We start from the raw sequence: 19,719 nt of genomic DNA on the forward strand, positions 1-19,719 counted from the left end.
CGTGGTAGACACACTGACCCCCGAGCGCCGCAGCGCGCAAATGGCTAGGGTCCGGTCGAAGAACAGCCGCCCTGAGATGGTGGTTCGGCGCGCGCTTCATGCCCTTGGCTACCGGTATCGTCTCCACCGCAAGGATCTGCCTGGACGCCCTGACATCGTGTTCGGACCTCGGAAGAAGGTGATCTTCGTTCATGGCTGTTTCTGGCATCGGCACACCTGCAAGCTGGGGGACCGAATGCCGAAGAGCAACCTAGCGTTTTGGACTGAAAAGCTTCAGCGGAATGCGGAGCGCGACCGGGATGTGGCCGAGAAGCTTCAGGCCATAGGGTGGTCAAGCCTCGTGGTCTGGGAATGCGAAGCCCGACCAGGGCCGGCTTTGGACGCGAAGCTAAAAGATTTTCTGGATAACTGAGTTTTAACGCGACCTAACCCTGGATCGGTAATGAGGATCTGGCTCAATAGGCCGAGATAGGGAGAGCCGATGAAGTCGCTTGAGTTATTCGCTGGCGCGGGAGGTCTCGCGATGGGGGTCAGCCTCGCAGGCTTCGAACACGTTGGCGTTGTCGAGTGGGACAAGTGGTGCTGCGACACCATTCGAGAAAACCAAAAGCGGGGGCACCCGCTCGTTCAAGGCTGGCCTCTCTATCCTGGCGACGTCAGGCGCTATCTTGATGATTCAGGTGTGCCGGAAGATCTCGATCTTGTCGCCGGAGGACCGCCCTGCCAGCCGTTCTCCATGGGTGGCAAGCACCGCGCGCACGATGATAGCCGCGATATGTTCCCGGCAGCCGTGGATATTATCCGCGCTACCAGGCCAAAGGCATTCATCATCGAGAATGTGAGGGGGCTCACGCGGCCAACCTTCGCGAACTACTTCTCCTACATCCAACTCCAACTGTCCTATCCTGAGATTCAGCGAAAGAAGGATGAGCCATGGCTCGACCATCTCGCGCGTCTCGAAAAGGAGAGGACAAGCGGCGTGCTCAAGGGGCTGACCTATGATGTGGTCCCTCGTCTCGTGAATGCCGCCGACTACGGAGTTCCGCAGAAGCGCGAGCGCGTGTTTATTGTCGGCTTCCGGCATGACATTGAAGCCCGCTGGTCGTTCCCCGATGAGACGCATTCGCGAGAGGCGCTTCTGGAGGATCAGTTCGTCAATGGCAGCTATTGGGAACGCCACGAGGTCTCCAAGCGGAAGCGTCCGGAAGCCCCGGCGGGCATTTCCGACATGATCGCCCGCGCGCGCCGACGCAATGAACCAAACGAGCGGCTGCCATGGAGGACCGTTCGTGATGCGCTGGTAGGTCTCCCCGACCCGGAGAAGGGGCCGGGCATCCATCATGATCATCGATTCATCCCAGGCGCTCGCACATATCCCGGCCACACCGGGAGCCCGCTTGATCTTCCAGCCAAATCCTTGAAGGCAGGCGTCCACGGCGTCCCTGGTGGCGAGAACATGATGGTGAAGCCTGACGGGTCCGTTCGGTATTTCACGGTTCGGGAGAGCGCGAGGCTTCAGACATTTCCTGATGCCTACATCTTCCACGGAGCTTGGGGTGAGACGATGAGGCAGCTCGGGAATGCTGTTCCAGTTGTTCTCGGCCAGCTTGTGGCTTCGTCCGTTGCAGCCGGCCTAGTATCTGCGATGACCCGCCAGAACCTCGCTGCGGGGCGCGCGTGACCGAAAAGCCCTATAATCCGCTTGACACAAAGAACCTCGGCGCGAGCGTCGCTGAGGCGCTTCTTGAGCGAACTGTGCGGCCGCTTGGCGGTCTTCCTGCGTTCAATGGGGCTGGTCTATACGCCATCTATTATACTGGCGAGTTCCCAGCCTATCAGCGAATTGCGGAGCGTAACCGGGATGAGCAGTTTGGCTGGCCGATTTATGTCGGTAAGGCTGTGCCTCCCGGGGCTAGGAAGGCGCTTGCGAGCCCTACGACAGGACGGTGGCTTCACAAGCGCCTGGGGGAGCACGCTGAAACCATAGCGCAGGCCGAGAATCTTGAGCTGGAGGACTTTTACTGCAGATACCTCGTGGTGGAGGACATCTGGATACCGCTGGGTGAGAGTCTGCTGATCGCGGCGTTTTCTCCAATCTGGAACCGGCTTGTTGATGGATTCGGTAATCATGATCCCGGCGGTGGGCGGTACAATGGAATGCGTCCTCGGTGGCACGTCCTGCACCCGGGCATTGGCTGGGCAAATAAGTGCCAGCCTCGCCCCGAGACCTCGGAGTTGATCGCGTCTGAAATCGAGAGTTACTTGCGATTCACACCGGTTCCCTCAGCCCATCCACGCCTTTTGGCTCGAGAGTGAATTTAACGCATCCATGGGGACATAATCGCGGTTCGTATAGCGGCGACGCAGCGTCTCCATCCGAACTGATCAGATTTCCTTTGGCCTGGACTCCGTTGCGCCATGAGCCATGGTGATGAATTGTTGGATTTATCGTTGTCTATCCTGCGCCTAAAAGGAGACGCAGGACAGCCAGCGTGTGATAGAGGCTCAAACTTCTATTCGTGGGACGCGCTATGCTAATGGACTGGCTCTTTGACGGACGAACTGAATGCTACTCCGTCCAGACTACGATGCGCATCGGGGAATATCTTGAGCTCGTGAAGGAGGCCCACGCTGCGCGTGGCGGGCTGAGTGGGCAGCGCGACACATTGAAGACAACCACAGCAAAGCGAATTCGCGACCGCATGGTAGCGGATATAAGGAGGGGTGCGGTTCTCCCGCCTGTTGTCATTGGCGCTGTCGTGGACAACGACATATTCGCGACCTATCCGCTTGAAGGCGCTACTACACCGAGGGACATTCTGCCTGAGCCTACGCTTGGGCAACTCGCAATTATCGACGGAATGCAAAGAACAGCCGCCCTTGCTGAAGCCGCAGCGACCGACACAAGCGTGCCTGCGCGCCGAATGCGGGTTGAATTTTGGATTACCCGATCTGTCAGAACCATGGTTTATCGGATGCTGGTGCTCAACACGGGCCAGGTCCCTTGGACTCTCAGTAGGCAGCTGTCGGTGGTATTCGAGCCACTACTGAGTGAAATCAAGGAGCGGGTGCCCGACGCTATTCGGGTATTTACTCCGGATCAACCCGGGCGCCGGCTCGGACCAGCTGAGTTCAGCAGTGACGCCCTCGTTGAACTATATATTTCCTTCTCCTTGCGTAAGACGAACGTTGATACGAAGGAGGCGCTGTCCGACGAATTTTCTCGTCTCGATTTCGTGGAGAATCTTTCGGACACGAACTTCCAGCAACAATTCTATTCAACGCTGGGGCTTCTTTGCCGCCTAGATAGGTCGTTCTGTCGATTTGACCCTGGAGCGCCTGGTCGTTTCTCAAAGGGAAGAAACATCTTTGATGGGCAGCCCGCCCGGATTGGATTTGTTGTCGCAATTGCTCAGTACGTCCTTGGCAGGCCAGGGATGGATCGTAGCCATGCGGAACGGGAAGAGCGCATGGCACAAGTTGAGGCTCAAGCAAGCGCGCTTGCCGACCGGCTCGATGCAATGGACCCGCACGCTGTAGGTGAATTTCTAAAACTCGACGTGCTGTCTGAGGTGCTAGACCGCCGTGTTGGTCAAGTTGGTCGATATGAACGTGGGGTATTCTCGGATGCTTTCCAAGTTCTGCTAGATGAGAAGTTTGATCTTCCCAGCATGGAGCCTTGCTGGCGAGCAAATTGATGTCGCGGCTTATCAAAGGCGCTAATGCCACCATCTTCGCTCGCCTGGATCAGCATTGCTCGATACGTGGCCTGCATCTCAGGAACGCGGGGGCAGCTCGTTGGATCGCGTCGGAGCAAAAGCATAGACATCTGATGGCCGCATCAGTTGTGCGGGAGAGCTTGAGCTTCAGCCCAGGTCGTAAGCTGATGCGCTTGGACTTAGACGCAAGGATCTTCTTGTGCTCAATAGGGTTCGACAATTTGAATCCGGTGCCTGGTTTCGATGAACTTGAGCTCGATGCTGCCTTTCTAACTGTCATCTTGGCGGAGGCTGCTCCTCGACCTAAAGCTTCAGTCGCGCAGATTCGGGATGTTGTTGAGGTAGGAGAGCAAGGCTCCGATTATCCGTATGGTGGGCATGATCCCGACCAGATCGCAAGCCTGTTTCCAAGCATCAGAGTCTTCGAGGCTGACCCCTTATATACTCAAGAAATTTGGAATGCGTTCTTCAGAGTATGCCTAGAAGAATGCGAGATAAGTGGGTCTTGGATTGAGCCGAAGCTCATCGAGACGCTTAGGGCTGTCTGTGAGCTAGATCCGGAGAAAATCCCCTACAAGGTCCTATGTCGCTCTATCTTTGATGGGGACCCGACAAGCTTTTTCTTGGCTCTCTATCGATGCCTTGAAGCCCTCTACGCATTCTCAAGCGCCAAAAAAGTCGCTTCGTCCCTTGGGCTAATAACCCCATGGGCGGATATAGCAGCTGTACTTGAGGATCAGCTTGGCTGGCACCCGCGCGAAGAAGGTAGCCTTGAACAACTGGTCAGGATGGCGTGGGTCGGGGATCTAAAAAATGTACTCGTAACCCTAGGTGAAGATATAGAATCCCTCGATGATGATGCAATCGCTAGTAGGGCTGCTAGAAGAATATACTGGCTAAGAAATTCAATTGTTCACTACCGGCCTGCTCAGCATGCAGTTGACCTAGAAAGGTTCGATTGGAACACTCTTTGCGAGGCTATGGCCGGTATTATACTGCATATATATACAGAAGTATTCTCGGATTAGTAAAAGCGCCTTTACGGCGCTTTTTTATTGTTGCTTCTCCATGCTCACTGCAAGAAGTTTGGGTTTCGCCATTGAATAGTGTGGCCAGATAAGGTCACTGGATACCCTCGTGTCCGGATCAAGCCTGCCAGGAGGCTCCTGACGGTTTGCGAGCTGCATTAGAAAACTGACTTAACAAGCGTGGCCATATCAGATAACTTCCGATAACTGTTCTTCTCGGAAGTTTCAAAACATGAAAGCCATGGGCGTCCAGCCTCCAATTTCCAGCCCCGAGGACCATGGTGCTTGGCTGCCGGCGGAAGTTTCCGAAACCGTGCGCTCATATCAGAGGGCGGAAAAAGCTACCTCCACGATAAGGGCCTACAAATCCGATGCCCTCCTGTTCGATAGGTGGTGTCGCGCGCAGGGCCTCGGGGGCTCCATTCCATCCCTGGCTCACGTCGTTGCGGCCTTTCTCGTCCAAGAAGCGGAGCGGGGGGCAAAGGCATCGACCATAAGCCGACGCGCGGCCGCGATCCGGTATGCTCATAAACTGATGGGATCTCCTGACCCAACTGAGGGCGAGGAGGTGAGGAGCGCAATCCGTGGCATTCGACGCCGGATCGGTGCCGCCAGCCGACAGAAAGCTCCAGCAACCGCAGAGATAATCGGGGCCATGCTCTCCCACTGTCCTCCTACTTTGGCGGGCAAGAGAGACCGAGCCGTCTTGGCGCTCGGGTTCTCGGGGGCTTTCCGGCGCTCCGAGCTCGTGGCGCTTGATGTTGAGGATTTGGTGGACGACCGTGAGGGGCTGCGTGTCGTCATCCGCAAGTCGAAGACGGATCAGGAGGGGAGGGGGCATGTGATCGCCGTTCCCCACGGGCGACACATCAAGCCCGTGGCTTTGGTAAAGGAATGGCTGGCGGCCGCCGGGATTACCAGTGGTCCGCTGTTCCGGCCTGTCAGCCGCTCCGGCACCGTTCGGGGAGCCGTTCGTCTGACAGACAGGAGCGTTGCCAATCTGGTGAAGCACTACGCGGCGAAAGTGGGACTGGACGCATCCGACTTCGGCGCTCATAGCCTCCGGGCAGGATTTGTCACGACGGCGGCGGATCGAGATGTTGAGCTGACCCGCATCATGGATGTGACCCGACATAAAGATGTCCGGACAGTCACCGGATACGTGCGCCGAGCCAATCTCTTCAAAGGCCACGCCGGTTCCTCTTTCCTATAGGCGCAACGTATGGCTCGACGTAGGACATCTGGGCTCGACATGGGACCGCCGAGCTCGCCACCGAACATCTCCAAGATGAACACGGATGAGCGCGTCGAGGCTATGGCGCAATGGTTTCTCGCCAACTTCGAAGATCCGGCTCAGGAAACCCCCTACGAAAGCGCGGAGGGGGGGTATCAATGGGTTTGGGGTGGGCCTTACGACGCCCGTGAGGAATTGGGTAATGCCTTTGCGCCCATCGCCACAGATGACGAGATCGAGCGGGCGGCCAGCCTAGTCGAAGAAGAAGGGATCATGGATTGGGCTCCAAGTAGTAACCGGTTCATCGAGGAGGATGACGACAGCGGCCCTTATTATGAAAATGGGGATGAGATTTTTGCCGCGCCGAACCCAAGCGCCCCTGAGCCGGCCGAAGTCGTTCGGCGCGAATTGGATGAGCTTGAGGAGATGGTGCTCGAATGGCGCCGTGATCATCCGGGCATCGGGCATAACCGCCCTCCAGATCCAATCGAGGATAGCCTTACATTAAACGACATAGATCAAATTACGACAGGGATAGCGGAGGCGCGAAGCCAGCTCGACAACCCTTTCCCTGATCCCGACCCTCCGAAGGCTGCGGAGAGCCGGTTTCGACGGATCGCTCAGAAGATTAGGACCTACCTCGCGACTGTGGCGACCGTCACCGGCACCTTGATTATTGAGCGGTATGGCAACGTTCTTCTTGAGAAACTTGAAGCGAAGCTGACAGGTGTAGCCGACGCCATTGCGACCTGGATTTCCGCCCTTCCGCCATTCTGAAACGCACGGCCATGCGGCGGCTATCTGCTGCTGCGGGCGGTCGCTAAATATGTTGAGACTTCAAACCATCCACATCATGAAGAAATCAACGATCCTCAAGAACCGAAATCATCGAGTTGTCGCGCACATTGAGATTGATAGCCGGGGTATTCATACAATCACGGACCAGTACCATCGCGCCCTTGGGTACTTCGATCCACGTACTAATCGATCAAGTGACAGGCACCACCGCGTTATCGGGTATGGCTACCTGCTCGCGAAGCTTGTTCCTGCTGACCTGTCGGAGGAGGAGGCTGGCGTGATCAAACCCAAGAAGCCGCTTTCACCCGAGCAGACCATGCGGGCGGCTGAGAAGCGGACTCAGGTGCAGAAGCAAATCAGCAAGGCGCAGGTTCAGCACGCGGACAAGCTGCGCGATCTACGGGACAAGCTCTGAGGCGGCGCGGGGCCTACGTTTGCGTTTCTTCCGTCATTGACACCACGGGAGTCGGGATAGCCGGGTAGTCATGAGGGCGACAGCCCCAGGTAGTGGACACGGAGTCATGAGGCGAAGCCGAGCGAGGGGCAACCTCATAGTCTACTTAGTTCCATTAGTCTCTGTAGACTATGTAGACTATGAGTTTACGCTTCGCTTGAGATGCAACCCCGGCTACTTGGTGCCCCAATTCATATTGTAGTGGCAGAGGTCCAGGCGGGATTGGTAACGGGCCTTGCCCTTGAGCAGGTTGCCCTTCATGTCCTTCAAGGACCACGGGGCAAACCCAAGAGGGTTGAATTGGTTGGCGTCCGTCCCTTGCACAAGGCAGCCTGAGTTGGGCACACCGTCTTCCATGTCGACCAAAATGAACTGGCCGTGGTAATAGGTCGTGCCTTTCTTGCCACCAGGGGATTGGTCACCCTTATCTCCAATCAGCCCGAACCATTGGTTCGAGTCAGCGGTCCTCCAGACTGTCTGGAGCAGATCAAAATAATCGGCGTTGATCGTGCCCCGGTTTCGCAGGGTCTCGATCCTCGACAGGATGTTGTCGTAATTGATCAGGGTCACAGAACGCTTCCATTGCCATTCTGAAAGCCGGATGAGTTCTGCCGGTTCTGTCCAGATTTCCAGCGTCACCTTGTAGCGCGGCTGATATTTGGCCCGGACTCCATCCGGCCCATTGTCAAAAAGAGTGGCCTGCAAAAGGGTGATCGTGTCGATGTCCATCAGCTCCTTCGCTGGAGTAACGGACGTTGCTGGCGCGGGAGCACCGATACTGAGGAGGGCGCGCAGTTGTTCGGCAAAGTTAGGGTTGTTGGCGACCTGATGCAGGAACGCCTTGGGATCAAAATTCATTAAGACCAATCCTTGAGAGATAAAAGGCCGGCAGACCAAATACCGGCCAGCCGAAGGCAGACCCACGCCAGCCAACATGCCGGCGTGGGCCAAATGTCAGGACTGCGCTTCCAACGAGCATTCTTTGAGTTGGATGCAGAGACCTTCAGAGCGTGCCTCCCCATCGAGCCGTTGAAACGCCTCCTGGGGATCGACCGGCATTTCCTCATCCCCCATCAAATCACTCCAACGCGCGGCGACGATTTCGTGCCGGCCAGCAATGGCATCAGTCTTTGACTCGAAGACCCGAACGGAGCGGATCTCCTCATCGCCGTGGAAAATGAGCACATGGACCTTACGACTAGGCGTGGGCGTAGGTGACGGCGGGGGTGGCGTTTGAACCGGCGCCGGGGCTGCAGGTCCGGTCAGATCCACAACCTTTCCTTGCCATCCGCATTTCATGCAGGCGGCGTCGGCGTCGTCGCCCCAGCCGTGATCATGGTCAGGCGTGTCGCCCTCGGTGTCGGAGCCACCCGGCTCAAGCGCCGTCCAGATTTCCGCGCGAATGGCCAACTCCTCATCCGAGCCACAGCCAGGGCATTGATAACCGTGCTGGTTGCCTGGACGCGGGAAGCCTGGATTGGTCGATTGGGGATCTTGCCAAACGGTCAAGTCTCGAACCTTGCCCTTCCAATAGCATCGTGGACATTCAGCGCCGCTGGTCGGGCCGTATTCGTGGCCCTCGAAGTCTTCCCATTCGTAATCATCGCCGCCTGTGGAATAGACCTTCGACCAGGCGGGATTGCAGCGAATATGGAACTCGTCGGACTGCGCGCAGCTGGGACAGACGAACCCTTCACTATCCTTGAGGCTCATGATGGCCTCACTTTCTGCGCCGCGATAACAAGGAGCGGGCAATCCTCCTCATAGTCGAGGATCTGCTGGTCATCGTAGGCAAGATCGCCGGCCGCGACCCGCTCGATCAAATCCCAGCCTCCATCCCATTCAGCGCACATGCGGGCGAAGGAGCGCCAGTCCCGAAATTCGGCCTGGATCTCCTCACCATTGTACCGAAGGCGCAGGTGCGGATGCTCGGCCCTGATCGGCAAGGCTTGATCAACGGCTGCTGCGAGATCGGAGAGCTTCTGATGAGCCTGAGTTGGAACATCGGGCAAGCCGATTTGAAGTTGGACCTCCTCATAATCGTCAATGGTTGCACCGAGCGTTCGGTCTCCAAACTCAGAAGTTGGGCGGATCGCGATGCAGGTGCAGTCCTTAAAGGTGAAATCTGCGCGCGCAGGCGCGTCCGCCGAAACGGCGGTTTCTGTAGGCATAGCAATGTCCATTATTTGATCGTGTGGTGTCCCGCCGGATGGCTCGGACGCAGCTCATATAGGCCGATTCCACACCGGGAGACAAGCAGAAAGTCAGCTATGTCGCTGATATTTAATAGAAATTTTCGTTGTACGAAAATCCCAATTAACGGTGTCCTCGGAAGATGTGATCCCCCTGCTCCGACAGGGACAGCAACGGAGATCTCAGCCCGGATCGGAAAAGGGAGGCTTGTTCGAGCTGACGCTCCTGATCCCTGGCAGCCTTGGTGTGCCCATGGATCATAATCCGCATCTGCGCCATGCTGGTTGGGGATCTGCGCATCACGTCGGAGCAAGGCTCCCTTCATGTGCCGATTGCGGCATCGACTGTTCCGGTGGTTGTCGGCGTACCAGTCAGTAAGGCTTCGCTTGAGATCTGGTAGAGCTACAAGCAAGGTGCTACAAAGCTCAGCGAGGCAGTGTCTGAAATCGTTGTTTTTGCTCTAATTTTCCCGGTCGGTGCCGTCTCCCCTAGGGAGCGCCACGGTTTCAAGGCTTGGCCTGAGTGCAGGCCGCCTTCTCGTCCATCCCTCAAAATCGATCTGCGCACATCCGCGGCTTGCCATGGGCGAGCCCGGCGAGTTGCGTCGGACTGCGGTGAAATGGGCCAGCCGAGGGTCGAGGTCCATCGCGAGGGGACGACCTCAACGGACCGTCACGTTTTCCCGATCGAAGCTGAGCGGCACCGCGAGCAGCGCGCGGAACTTCTTGTATCCGGCCTCTCCGGGATGGAAGGCGTGCAGGAAGAGCCAGGGGGCTCCGTCCGGTCCGGTGGCGACGGAGGGGTGGCCGGGGCCGGCCCATTGTCTCGTCGACCGCAGGAGAGGGTTCGCGATCTTCCGGTAGGGCCCGAGCGGGGAGGGGGCGACAGCGACACCGGTTCCGTATTCCGGCGTCGAGAAATCGTTTCCGGAATAGAACATGTAGAACCGGCCTGAATGTTCGACGACCCAGATCCCCTCGATGAGATGGGCCTCCCAATCCTGATCGTTCTCGAGCACGACCGTCCTGTCGCCGATAAGGCAGCGGGTCTGCGGATCGAACTCCTGAGCATAAACAGGTGTGCGCAGGGCCGTGAGAATATGGTTGATGGCCTGCCGGGTGTCCTCGGCAACCTGCCCTTCCAGCAACGCGCGGAGACGCTGCCGGAACCCTGAAAAGTCGGACACGACCGCTTCGATCAGGACCTGCTGCACGAGGAAGCGCTCCATGGGTTCCAGCGTGCGCACCCAGGGCCAGATCGTCAGGGCGAGCGAGGCGGTTCTCTGGTCCTCCGGCAAGGGGAAGAGCGCTTCGGCCATCTCCGCGTGGTCGGACAGGAACGCGCTCAGCAGGCTCGGCCAGACGTCATTCGTGTCCTCCTTCCAGAACAGGAACGTTCGGCCGTCGCGGTCGACGAAGAGATGCGGATCGATCACGCCGCCGCCGACGAGCGGCGCGTCGTCGCCCTCGAAGGGCCCCTCCGGCCGGGACGATCGGGCCAGCCCGATCGCCAGGGAACCGCCCTTCGCGCGGGCCGCGAAGCAGACCAGGAACTGATCCCCGGCCATGTGCATCTCGGGAGCCCAGTAATCGCTGACATTCAACCCATCCTCGGCCCAGGACGGCTTTTTCCCTTCCGGAAAGACAAAGCCCGACAGCTCCCATCGATCCAGGGTTCTGGACCGCAGGATCGGAAACGAGTTCGGGGCGTCGTTCGAGGTCACGAAGAGATAGTACCAGTCGCCGTCGCCCGTGCGCTCGGCCGGAACTCTGGTGACGGCTGGATCGCCGTATCCGTACCAGACCTGAGGCGTGATGTTGCGGTCGAGCAGGACCCGGTAGGACGCCGTGAAGGAAGGCGGCTCTCCGCCCTGACGGTTGCGGGGGAGGCGGGTTCCGAAGGTGCGAGAGATCTTCTCGAAAAGGTCGAGGTAATCGCCCTGTTCGCGTCCTGCCATCTCGTGCCGGAGCACAACCGTGGACTCGCCCTTGGGATCGAGCCCGTGCAGCTCGAACACGGTGCCGGCACCGCTCGTCGCGATGCGGGCCTCGAAAGGGACCGTCGCCGCCGGTGCCTTGAGGATCATGCCGCGCTCCGTGCTCTCAGCCTGCTCATCTTCCATCGCGCTCCCCTCTTCGCCGTGGCTGAAGGAAACTCCGGTCCCGTTCAACCAAGATCGCCCGTGCTCCTTCACTTAACGCCGAACCCGCGTGCTTTGCTCATGGCCGTGCGAGAAGCGGGCTACGATCGCACGGCGAACTGCCGGAGCCTCGTCCGGTCCCGTCACGACGGAGCCACCGCAATGCGATCAGGATGAACACCGGCGCCGCTCAGCCGGTTCAGGGAAACACAGCCATATCGCTAAGGCGATGCCTGTATACATGACGCCGGACAGAGGAATTACTTGTGCATTGGGCGGAGGCGATGCCATCTATGCCTCCTGTTTTCTCAACAATATTCATAACCGTCGTATAGATCGGGAAGATCCCCCAATTAACATGAGTTAAGCCGAGGCGTATATTGTCGAATCATGAGGAACTACTGGCACTTCGGGCAGGTTAGAACCACTCCTTAACGCGCCGACCGCGCGATCCGTTTTAAAGAGGTCTGACTTTGATCGAGCCAGTTGAGCGGCCGCTCGAGCTTTGGGGCGGCGTCGAGTGCACTGTTGTGCAAATCGGAGACGAGTTTCGCAATCAGGTCGAAGAGACGGGCCATCTCCGGCGCCCTTCGGACCTCGATGCCATCGCGGCTCTTGGGATCAGGACGATGCGCTATCCCGTCGTGTGGGAATCCATCGCGCCCGATCATCCCGACATTTGCGACTGGAGCTGGAGCGACGAGCGTTTCGCTCGTCTGCGCGAGCTGGGCATCCGGCCGATCGCCGGCCTGGTGCATCACGGCAGCGGACCAAGATATACCAGCCTGACCGATCCGGAGTTCCCCCATCTGCTGGCCCGCCACGCGGAGCGTGTCGCGGCGCGCTATCCCTGGATCGACATGTTCACCCCGATCAATGAGCCGCTGACAACCGCCCGCTTCAGCGGTCTTTACGGTCACTGGCATCCACATGGGCGCGATTACCCGACGTTCCTGCGCTGCCTCGTCACCGAATGCCGGGCAACCGTACTGGCCATGCGCGCCATCCGCCGGATAACGCCTCATGCGCAACTGGTGCAGACGGAGGACATGGGCAAGACTTTCAGCACGCCGCATCTGCGCTACCAGGCCGACCTGGAGAACCAGCGCCGCTGGCTCAGCCTCGACCTGCTGTTCGGGCGCGTGGATCGCTCGCATCCCTGGCATGAGATCTGCCTCCGGCACGGCATTCAGGAAGAGGAGCTCGATTTCTTCCTCGAAGGTGACGGCACGCCGGACATCATCGGCATCAACCATTACAATACGAGCGAGCGCTATCTCGACGAAGCGATGGATCGCTATCCCGCGTGCTTCCATGGCGGCAATCACCTGCATCCGCTCAGTGGCGCCACACGCATCGACCACTACGCCGATGTCGAAGCGCTGCGGATGGACATTCCGCCCGAAGAGCTCGGTTTCAAGGCGCGCCTTGCGGAGGTCTGGGACCGCTACCGGCATCCCATCGTGGTCACGGAGGCGCATCACGGCTCGACCCGCGAGGAGCAGGTGCGCTGGCTCGCAGAGGTCTGGAACGGTGTTCAGGAACTCAGGGCGAGGGGCCACGACATCCGGGCCGTCACCATCTGGTCCCTGCTCGGGGCAGTGGACTGGAACTCTCTGCTCGTGGCCCGCAACGGCTTCTATGAACCCGGCGCCTTCGACATCCGCAGCGCGCAACCGCGTCGCACCGCGATCGGAAGGGCGGCCGAGTCCCTGGCGCGCACCGGCACCTTCGAGCACCCCGTGCTCGACCAGCAGGGCTGGTGGCGGCGTGACGGGCGGCATTACCATCCCCCGGCGCGCAAAGCGGCTGCGCCTCCCCGTGCCCGGCGTCCGATCCTGATCGCCGGCGCGACCGGGACCCTCGGCCGGGCTTTCGCCCGCCTCTGCGAGCAGCGCGGGCTCGACCACGTGCTCCTGACGCGCACCGAGATGGACATCACCGATCCGGCCTCCGTGGATGCCGCAGTCGCACGGCACCGTCCCTGGGCCGTCGTCAATGCAGCGGGATACGTTCGTGTCGGCGATGCCGCGCGTGAGCGGGATCTGTGCTTCAGGGCCAATGCCGCCGGGGCCGAGGCCGTTGCTCAGGCAGGCGCCCGCCTTGGGCTGCCGGTGGTCGCCTTCTCGTCTGACCGGGTCTTCGACGGCGGGCTTGGACGCCCTTACCTGGAGAGCGATCCGGTCTGCCCGGCCTGCGTGTACGGCGAGAGCAAGGCGGAGGCAGAGAGACGTGTGGCCCAGGCCCATCCCGAGGCGCTCGTCATTCGTACAAGCGCCTTCTTCGGACCGTGGGACACGTCCAACTTCGTCTACCAGGTTCTCAGCAATCTCGACGCCGGCCGGACCGTCGCTCCGACGGAGGGCATCGTCTCGCCCACCTATGTTCCCGATCTTGTTCACGCCGCCCTCGATCTCCTGGTCGACGGCGAACGCGGGATCTGGCACCTGGCGAACCAGGGCATGACCTCGTGGGCCGAACTGGCCGAGCGCATCGCGGTCGAGGCCGGGCTGCCGTGGAGGGCAGGGCCGCAGGCGGTAAAGGATGCTCCGCGGCTCACGGCCCTGTCGAGCGAGCGCGGCCTGATCCTGCCGCCCTTCGAGAAGGCCGTCTCGCGCTACTTCGACGAATGCGAGGTCGACTGGAGAGCGCAATCGTTCCTCGAGGCGGCCGAATAGCGATCCGGCGTGCGACGGGCGTGAGGGTCTAGATCCTCACGCTCCGACCTTCCCGTGTGGCGCAGGACCGACGATGGACAACCGGGGAATGCCGTCAGGAGGCTGGCTCGGTGTCGCGGAACATCTCTCGGAGGGCGCTCATGAGCATCGGCTGCGCCGGCCGGCCCTCGGCCAGCGTGAGAAAGTCGTTGATCCCGAAGCGCTGCGTTCCATGGGCCGTCTGACCGTCCTGGTGAGGACCCGCGTGCAGCCAAGTGTGCTCCACGTAAAGGCCGGGCGCATCGGTATCGAGGACGAGATGCCACCAGTCGCCCGCATTCTCGAGCGGACGGTCCGCGGTGAAGGCCAATTCACGCTTGAAGACGGGCATCTGTTCGCTCCGGTTGCTGGCCCCGCGCCATCGGAGGGGCAGGTGGAGAGTACCATGCGGAAAGACTTCGCGGGTCGGGACGGGGCGGGAATCCATGCTTTCGCCGGCTCATCGGCACACTGTCAGAGGAGACATCCATGAACCGACGCACCATCATGTAGGTGTGGTCGTGCCCGACGTGCAAACGGCTCGGGATCCATACGGAACCTGGGCCAGAACAACCCGCGCCTTTATCTATTCCATCAATGGACGCAGCGAGGAGGACACCATGAGTCGGGCTGTGAACGGCCGCCGTCCTGCTACGGTTGTGCGAGCGTGCGCCACGGAGAGGCCGGTCGGTGCGGATGCTCGCCGGACGACTGCCGCCCGTGACGGACTCTCCAGGGTCCGTCGGCGATCTGTTTCACCCGCACGGCGTTGATTGGCCATGCGACTTCAATGGAGAAGGAAGAAAGATGTTTACGCTCGAGATCGGTGGCAACCCGATTGCCATCACGGATGCGGAGGAGGCTCAGGCACGAGCCATCTTCGAAAGCGACGAGTTCAAGCAGGACTTGACTGCGATGACCAGCGAGGGGAAGCCGTTGTGGGACGGGCAGGCACACCTGAACGTCCGGCCTGCTTCGCAGGAGGAGGTGGCCGCCTTCGAAGCCCCTGATCTGGATGCCGACGACGATTTCGACGAGGACGAGGAAGAGGACGGTCTTTTCGTGACGTTCCTCGTGCCCATCGACCATGACCACGACGATGTTTCGGCCATTCCACCCCAATTGCAGAGCTAGCGGACTCGCCTGAGCCGGCAATCGTCAGGAGGCGCGCCTCGCGGTGCCGGTTCTCACCGGCCGGGTAGGCCGGAAGACGGCCTGCCCGGGGGACGCTCACCAGGTGTTTCCGGCTGCGCGCCGGACCGAAGCTCGCAGCTCCGACCGGTCGAGCAGGACTCCATAGATCGCCCCGAGCACGCCCCCGAAAAGAAGGTGATACAGGGCAGGTCCGAAGGCGGCCTGGGGCGGCGTGGTGGGGTCGGCCAGCCAAACCACGACATGCATCAGCAGCCAGGCAGCCGCGCCGAAGACGATGCCCTTGAACCAGAAGGGGCTCGGCAGAGCCGGACTTAGCACCGCAAAGAGAGGTCCCCACAGGATCGCCCCCAGCGCGAAGTGTGCGACCCAGCCCAGTCCAGGCGGCGACAGCATGATCCCGCTCATCGCCCGGACCGGATCCAGGCTCTGGGCGATGCCGGCCGACGACGCCAGAAACACGACACCGGCAGTGACTGCGGAGGCAACAAGACCCGCGATGATGCCTTTGCCGATATTGATCATGATGTCTCCACAGGGAACATTGAGGCTCCGCCGACGCGTCAGAGGCCGGACCTGGGACCCGCGTGCCACTCCTTCTCGACCTGCTCCCGGGATTTCGCGAGCCGCACCGCATCGTCGATGCCGATGATCCAGATCATTGGGACGGAGGTCTTGTTGAACTCCGAAACCGCCTCGACGTCGTTCAGGAACAGCACGTGCTCCATGACTTCGCGAACGGTCCCGAGGCGATGGTCGTCGGATGTGACCACGTCCATTCCCTTGTGGATCTTGTCGAGGTTGATCATCAATGATCTCCGGGCGCATGAGGGTGGTCGTCTGCTGGCTCAACAAACGAGCGATGGAGACGGTTCAACCGCGAAGGGCTGCCCCTGGGCCAGAACGGCCGGCAACAATCCTTTCGGCGTCCTTCGGTCCACATGAACTCAGCCGTCGGGCTGCTATGCCGGACGCGGTACGTGCCGGACGTCGTTCATCACGAAGCGGCTTTCGGGCAACGCGGGCATTCTCCCGAGGTCGATCGCAAGATCCTGCTCGGGGACACGATAGGTCGTCTCCCGCGTGAGCAGGCGGGTGATCGTCTTCATCTGCTCGATCGTGATCCACTCGCCCGGGCAGCGGTGGGTTTCCGAGTGGTCGCCGCCGCCCTGAGGGATGAATTCATAGCTGCCTATCGCCCGATCCCGGAATCTTTCCGGCCGGAAAGCATCTGCATCATTCCAGATGCGCGGGTCGCGGTTCGTGCCGTAGAGATCCATCAGGACCCAGGTTCCTTTGGCGAAGCGATAGCCTCTCCACTCGAATTCCTTCAGCACCCTTCCGCCGATGAAGGGGATGAACGGGTAGAAGCGGCGGACCTCATGCACGAAGGGTTCCAGATCGTCGTCGCTGGCTTGAAGCCGCTCCCGCCACTGGGGATTGTCATGCAGGGCCATGGCGATGAAGGTTACGAAGCGGGCATTGGCAACCGTGGGCCGCAGGACGTTGATAAGCTCGACCGCCGCAACCTTCACATCGAGGAGTTCGCCGTTCATGTCCCGGTACGAGGCGATCACGTCCGCGGCGCTTCCCTGAGGAACCCGGATGTCCTTGGCCCTGATCCGGCGGATGATGTCGCGCATCCACCGCTCCGTCCGGGCGCGCATCAGGTGCCCTCGCCAGTTGCGCGGCCCGGGAGATCCGGTTCCCTCGACCATCGCCTCGAATTCCCGGGCCCTCTGCTCGATCTCGCTCTCTTCCAGGCTGAGGCCCGCCCATTCGCAGATGGCTCCGCAGAGGGGAACGTGCGCCTCATGGAAGAGAACGACTTCGTCCATGGTCGCCCAGCGGCGAGTTCGGGCGCGCCAATGCGAAGCTGTCAGATCGGCAAGCCTCCGGAGCGCTTCAGGGCTCATGAGGGACAGGAACATCTGCTTGCGCCGACGGTGGTCCTCGCCATCCATGACCATGACGCTACCGAAATCCTGGATCAGCGTGATGGACGGCCGCGGCATGGCATAGCGCCGAGTGAACTGGTCCCGCCGGTAGAAGTGCTCCGCGGCTTCCGCTCCGACCATGCAGACGGCCTTGGTGAGCATGATCCGTGTCTCGAAAAGGTCTGACCCGTAGCGGCGGCATCGGTCGGAGATGAACGTGTAGCCCTCGGAAAAGAGCTTGAGGGTGCTGTCCAGGCTCGGATCCTTGGGAATGCTGGCCATGAGACCTCCGCTTGTGGTCCGGCGATGCGGGCCGGGGCTTGGCGACGACAAACGCATGCCTGCTCTCAAGCGATCCGGAAGCCCCAAGGTTCCGCCGGCCGATCATCGACATTCGCCGCCATATGGCTTCGGTCTCGAGGAGGTGCGGATTCGGGCCTACCGCCAGTCCGAGCCTGAGGAGTGTGCCCGATCCCGGGGTGTCGCACGGGATACTTCAACAGAAGTGGCCTGAGGCCGAACCTTCTCCTCCCGCGCGTCCTCCTGAGCATCCGCCCCCATCGACGATGAGGCGAGCCCCTCGCGATGCTCCAGAAGACTGGAGCCCATAGTCTTTCCTTTACGGAAGCATCGTAAGACTATCCCCCAGCCTGGTGGCAAAGAGAGTCAGGATGGCTCCGCCGCGCAGGGTTTTATGGGGGCATTCATGTGTTTCTTCTGCGGCCAGAACGGCAATGGCCGGCTTACGCTAGGGTCTTACGAGCATGCGGGTGCTCGCTCTGACTCGTCTGCAACTCTGTCGGCGGGCAAGGGCGCCGGCCTTGCCGGTCCGAAAAGCCCTTCGCTGCAGGCGGAGGTCTCATTCATAAACGGGTTGAGCCCGAAGGGTTCGGTGACCAACAAGGCGTTCTGGAGCCTGGACGGGCAGACCGCGCAGAAGTGGGGAGCGCCGTTCGCCGGGACAGGAGCGGTCATCACCTACACCTTCGACCCCGCATCCCAGCTGACGAAGGTGGAGAAGAATACGTTCCTCAAGGCTTTCGCCATGTGGTCGGCCGTCGCGGACATCAAGTTCGTCGAGAGCGGCACCAATGCGGATGTCCGGATCCAGCGCGGCAATGACGGGGGAGCCTGGGAGAACGGCCCGGTCTCTAATGGAAGCGGCTACCAGTTGGGCAGCCACACCGGCCAGGCCACGATATCCATGGATACGGCCGAGAACGGCTTCGATCTCTCGGGATCGTTCGACAAGTATGGCGGCTACGGGATGGGCACGGCCATCCACGAGGTCGGTCACCTGCTTGGCCTGGGACACGGAGGGCCGTACAACGGCAATGTCGACGCGTCCACACAGCAGTTCAGCGCCTACGACAACCGGATGTGGACGATCATGTCCTACATCGGCTGGACTGCGGCCGACGCCAAGTATGCCGGCAGCTATCCCGTGACCGGCACGAATTGGGGCGTCACGCAGGAGGGGATTCCTCAGAATTCGCCCCACACCATCATGATGCTGGACATCATGGCGATCCAGCAGCTTTACGGCGCCGCGAAAAACGGTCCTTTCTCGGGCGGCCAGGTCTTCGGCTTCAACAGCAACGTCAAGGGTCTGTTGCGGCAGTTCTTCGATTTCACGATCAACAAGAACCCGGTGGTCACCCTCTATAGCCAGGGCAAGGGCAATACGCTCGACCTGTCCGGCTTCTCCGAGGACTCGACGGTGAACCTCAAGGCGGGAACCTTCAGCAGCGCCGCCGGCGAGACCAACAACATTGCGATTGCCTCAGGCACAATCGTCGAGAAGGCCGTCACGGGTTCGGGTGACGATATTCTGAAAGGCAACAGCGTCGACAACGTCCTTAAATCCGGCGGCGGCGCCGACATCCTGTCGGGCTTCGGCGGCAACGACGTCCTGAGGGGAGGGGCCGGTCAGGATACGTTCGTCTTCAAGACCAAGCTGAACAGCAGGACGAATGTCGATAGGGTGGCCGACTTCAGATCAGAGGACGACGCATTCCACCTCGACAATCTCGTGTTCAAGAAACTCGGCAAGGGCTCATCCGCCAATCCCATCAAGCTGGAGGAGAGATTCTTCAGCCTGAACAAGGCGAGGGACAAGGACGACTACCTGATCTACAACAAGAAGCAGGGCGCGCTCTACTACGATGCCGACGGCTCGGGCAGAGGAGACGCGATCAAGTTCGCTACGGTGAAGAAGAACCTGGATGTGACGGCAGAGAACTTCTTCATCGTCTGAGGGCCTTGCAGGAGGGCTGCCTCCGAAATCCGGTCTTCATTTAGCCACAACGCGGACGAAACAGACGAGGAGCGGGCCGAAGCCCGCTCCTCATGACGCAGTTCCGGGTCT

Annotated in this window: 19 protein-coding genes; 11 read left to right on the top strand and 8 right to left on the bottom strand. The window is 60.3% G+C overall.

The annotated features are described in order from the left end of the window. Nucleotide 1: 1 nt before the first annotated feature. From LGR44_RS20635 to LGR44_RS20670, 8 genes are all read left to right on the top strand, one after another. Entirely contained in the window at nt 2-412 is a 411-nt protein-coding gene (locus tag LGR44_RS20635) for a very short patch repair endonuclease (protein ID WP_226742602.1), read from the top strand. Between the two features lie 69 nt (nt 413-481). Further along, the gene (locus LGR44_RS20640; protein WP_226742603.1) at nt 482-1,681 is read left to right on the top strand and encodes a DNA cytosine methyltransferase; all 1,200 of its coding nucleotides are present in this window, start codon (nt 482-484) and stop codon (nt 1,679-1,681) included. After that, on the top strand, nt 1,678-2,316 hold the full coding sequence (locus LGR44_RS20645) for an Eco29kI family restriction endonuclease (protein ID WP_226742604.1): 639 nt from the start codon (nt 1,678-1,680) through the stop codon (nt 2,314-2,316). Before LGR44_RS20640 ends, LGR44_RS20645 begins: the two co-directional genes overlap by 4 nt. Nucleotides 2,317-2,588: 272 nt before the next feature. Beyond that, nucleotides 2,589-3,698 (top strand): hypothetical protein, encoded by a 1,110-nt coding sequence (locus LGR44_RS20650; RefSeq protein ID WP_226742605.1) that lies wholly within the window; start codon nt 2,589-2,591, stop codon nt 3,696-3,698. 134 nt (nt 3,699-3,832) lie between these two features. After that, nucleotides 3,833-4,747: a hypothetical protein gene (locus tag LGR44_RS20655; protein WP_226742606.1), complete on the top strand. Its 915-nt coding sequence runs from the start codon at nt 3,833-3,835 to the stop codon at nt 4,745-4,747. A 232-nt stretch (nt 4,748-4,979) separates the two neighbouring features. After that, nucleotides 4,980-5,960, top strand: a complete 981-nt coding sequence (locus tag LGR44_RS20660) for a site-specific integrase (RefSeq protein WP_226742607.1) — start codon at nt 4,980-4,982, stop codon at nt 5,958-5,960. Between the two features lie 75 nt (nt 5,961-6,035). Next, nucleotides 6,036-6,758: a hypothetical protein gene (locus LGR44_RS20665; RefSeq protein WP_226742608.1), complete on the top strand. Its 723-nt coding sequence runs from the start codon at nt 6,036-6,038 to the stop codon at nt 6,756-6,758. Nucleotides 6,759-6,834: 76 nt separating this feature from the next. Next, on the top strand, nt 6,835-7,194 hold the full coding sequence (locus LGR44_RS20670) for a hypothetical protein (protein WP_226742609.1): 360 nt from the start codon (nt 6,835-6,837) through the stop codon (nt 7,192-7,194). Between the two features lie 213 nt (nt 7,195-7,407). On the opposite strand, the gene LGR44_RS20675 is transcribed toward LGR44_RS20670, so the two are convergent. The 4 genes from LGR44_RS20675 to LGR44_RS20690 form a co-directional block, all read right to left on the bottom strand. Further along, nucleotides 7,408-8,091, bottom strand: a complete 684-nt coding sequence (locus LGR44_RS20675; protein WP_226742610.1) for a hypothetical protein — start codon at nt 8,089-8,091, stop codon at nt 7,408-7,410. Nucleotides 8,092-8,187: 96 nt separating this feature from the next. Beyond that, a complete protein-coding gene (locus tag LGR44_RS20680) occupies nt 8,188-8,946 on the bottom strand; it encodes a hypothetical protein (protein WP_226742611.1) in 759 nt (252 codons plus the stop codon). Beyond that, nucleotides 8,943-9,416 carry a hypothetical protein gene (locus LGR44_RS20685; RefSeq protein WP_226742612.1) on the bottom strand — a complete coding sequence of 158 codons (474 nt, stop codon included), beginning with the start codon at nt 9,414-9,416 and terminating at the stop codon, nt 8,943-8,945. The genes LGR44_RS20680 and LGR44_RS20685 overlap by 4 nt, the downstream gene beginning before the upstream one ends. 671 nt (nt 9,417-10,087) lie before the next feature. Continuing rightward, nucleotides 10,088-11,548: a family 43 glycosylhydrolase gene (locus LGR44_RS20690; protein ID WP_226742613.1), complete on the bottom strand. Its 1,461-nt coding sequence runs from the start codon at nt 11,546-11,548 to the stop codon at nt 10,088-10,090. A 491-nt stretch (nt 11,549-12,039) separates the two neighbouring features. Here LGR44_RS20690 and LGR44_RS20695 point away from each other — a divergent pair, with 491 nt between their 5' ends. Beyond that, nucleotides 12,040-14,244 carry a family 1 glycosylhydrolase gene (locus tag LGR44_RS20695; RefSeq protein WP_226742614.1) on the top strand — a complete coding sequence of 735 codons (2,205 nt, stop codon included), beginning with the start codon at nt 12,040-12,042 and terminating at the stop codon, nt 14,242-14,244. Nucleotides 14,245-14,338: 94 nt separating this feature from the next. On the opposite strand, the gene LGR44_RS20700 is transcribed toward LGR44_RS20695, so the two are convergent. Beyond that, nucleotides 14,339-14,614 (bottom strand): hypothetical protein, encoded by a 276-nt coding sequence (locus LGR44_RS20700; protein ID WP_226742615.1) that lies wholly within the window; start codon nt 14,612-14,614, stop codon nt 14,339-14,341. 338 nt (nt 14,615-14,952) lie between these two features. Between LGR44_RS20700 and LGR44_RS20705 the strand changes: the two genes are divergently transcribed. Next, nucleotides 14,953-15,396 carry a hypothetical protein gene (locus LGR44_RS20705; protein WP_226742616.1) on the top strand — a complete coding sequence of 148 codons (444 nt, stop codon included), beginning with the start codon at nt 14,953-14,955 and terminating at the stop codon, nt 15,394-15,396. A gap of 96 nt (nt 15,397-15,492) precedes the next feature. Here the strand turns inward: LGR44_RS20705 and LGR44_RS20710 are convergent, their stop codons facing one another. The 3 genes from LGR44_RS20710 to LGR44_RS20720 all read right to left on the bottom strand — a co-directional run bounded on the left by LGR44_RS20710 (nt 15,493) and on the right by LGR44_RS20720 (nt 17,633). Next, a complete protein-coding gene (locus LGR44_RS20710) occupies nt 15,493-15,939 on the bottom strand; it encodes a DUF6789 family protein (RefSeq protein ID WP_226742617.1) in 447 nt (148 codons plus the stop codon). A 38-nt stretch (nt 15,940-15,977) separates the two neighbouring features. Then, complete coding sequence (locus LGR44_RS20715) at nt 15,978-16,223, bottom strand: DUF2171 domain-containing protein (protein WP_226742618.1); 246 nt, start codon at nt 16,221-16,223, stop codon at nt 15,978-15,980. Nucleotides 16,224-16,376: 153 nt separating this feature from the next. Then, nucleotides 16,377-17,633, bottom strand: coding sequence for a cytochrome P450 (locus LGR44_RS20720; RefSeq protein WP_226742619.1), 1,257 nt, complete (start codon nt 17,631-17,633; stop codon nt 16,377-16,379). Nucleotides 17,634-18,243: 610 nt separating this feature from the next. Between LGR44_RS20720 and LGR44_RS20725 the strand changes: the two genes are divergently transcribed. Beyond that, nucleotides 18,244-19,608 carry a M10 family metallopeptidase C-terminal domain-containing protein gene (locus LGR44_RS20725; RefSeq protein ID WP_226742620.1) on the top strand — a complete coding sequence of 455 codons (1,365 nt, stop codon included), beginning with the start codon at nt 18,244-18,246 and terminating at the stop codon, nt 19,606-19,608. Nucleotides 19,609-19,719: the final 111 nt, after the last annotated feature.

This window comes from Microvirga lenta (assembly GCF_020532555.1).
GTDB lineage: Bacteria > Pseudomonadota > Alphaproteobacteria > Rhizobiales > Beijerinckiaceae > Microvirga > Microvirga lenta.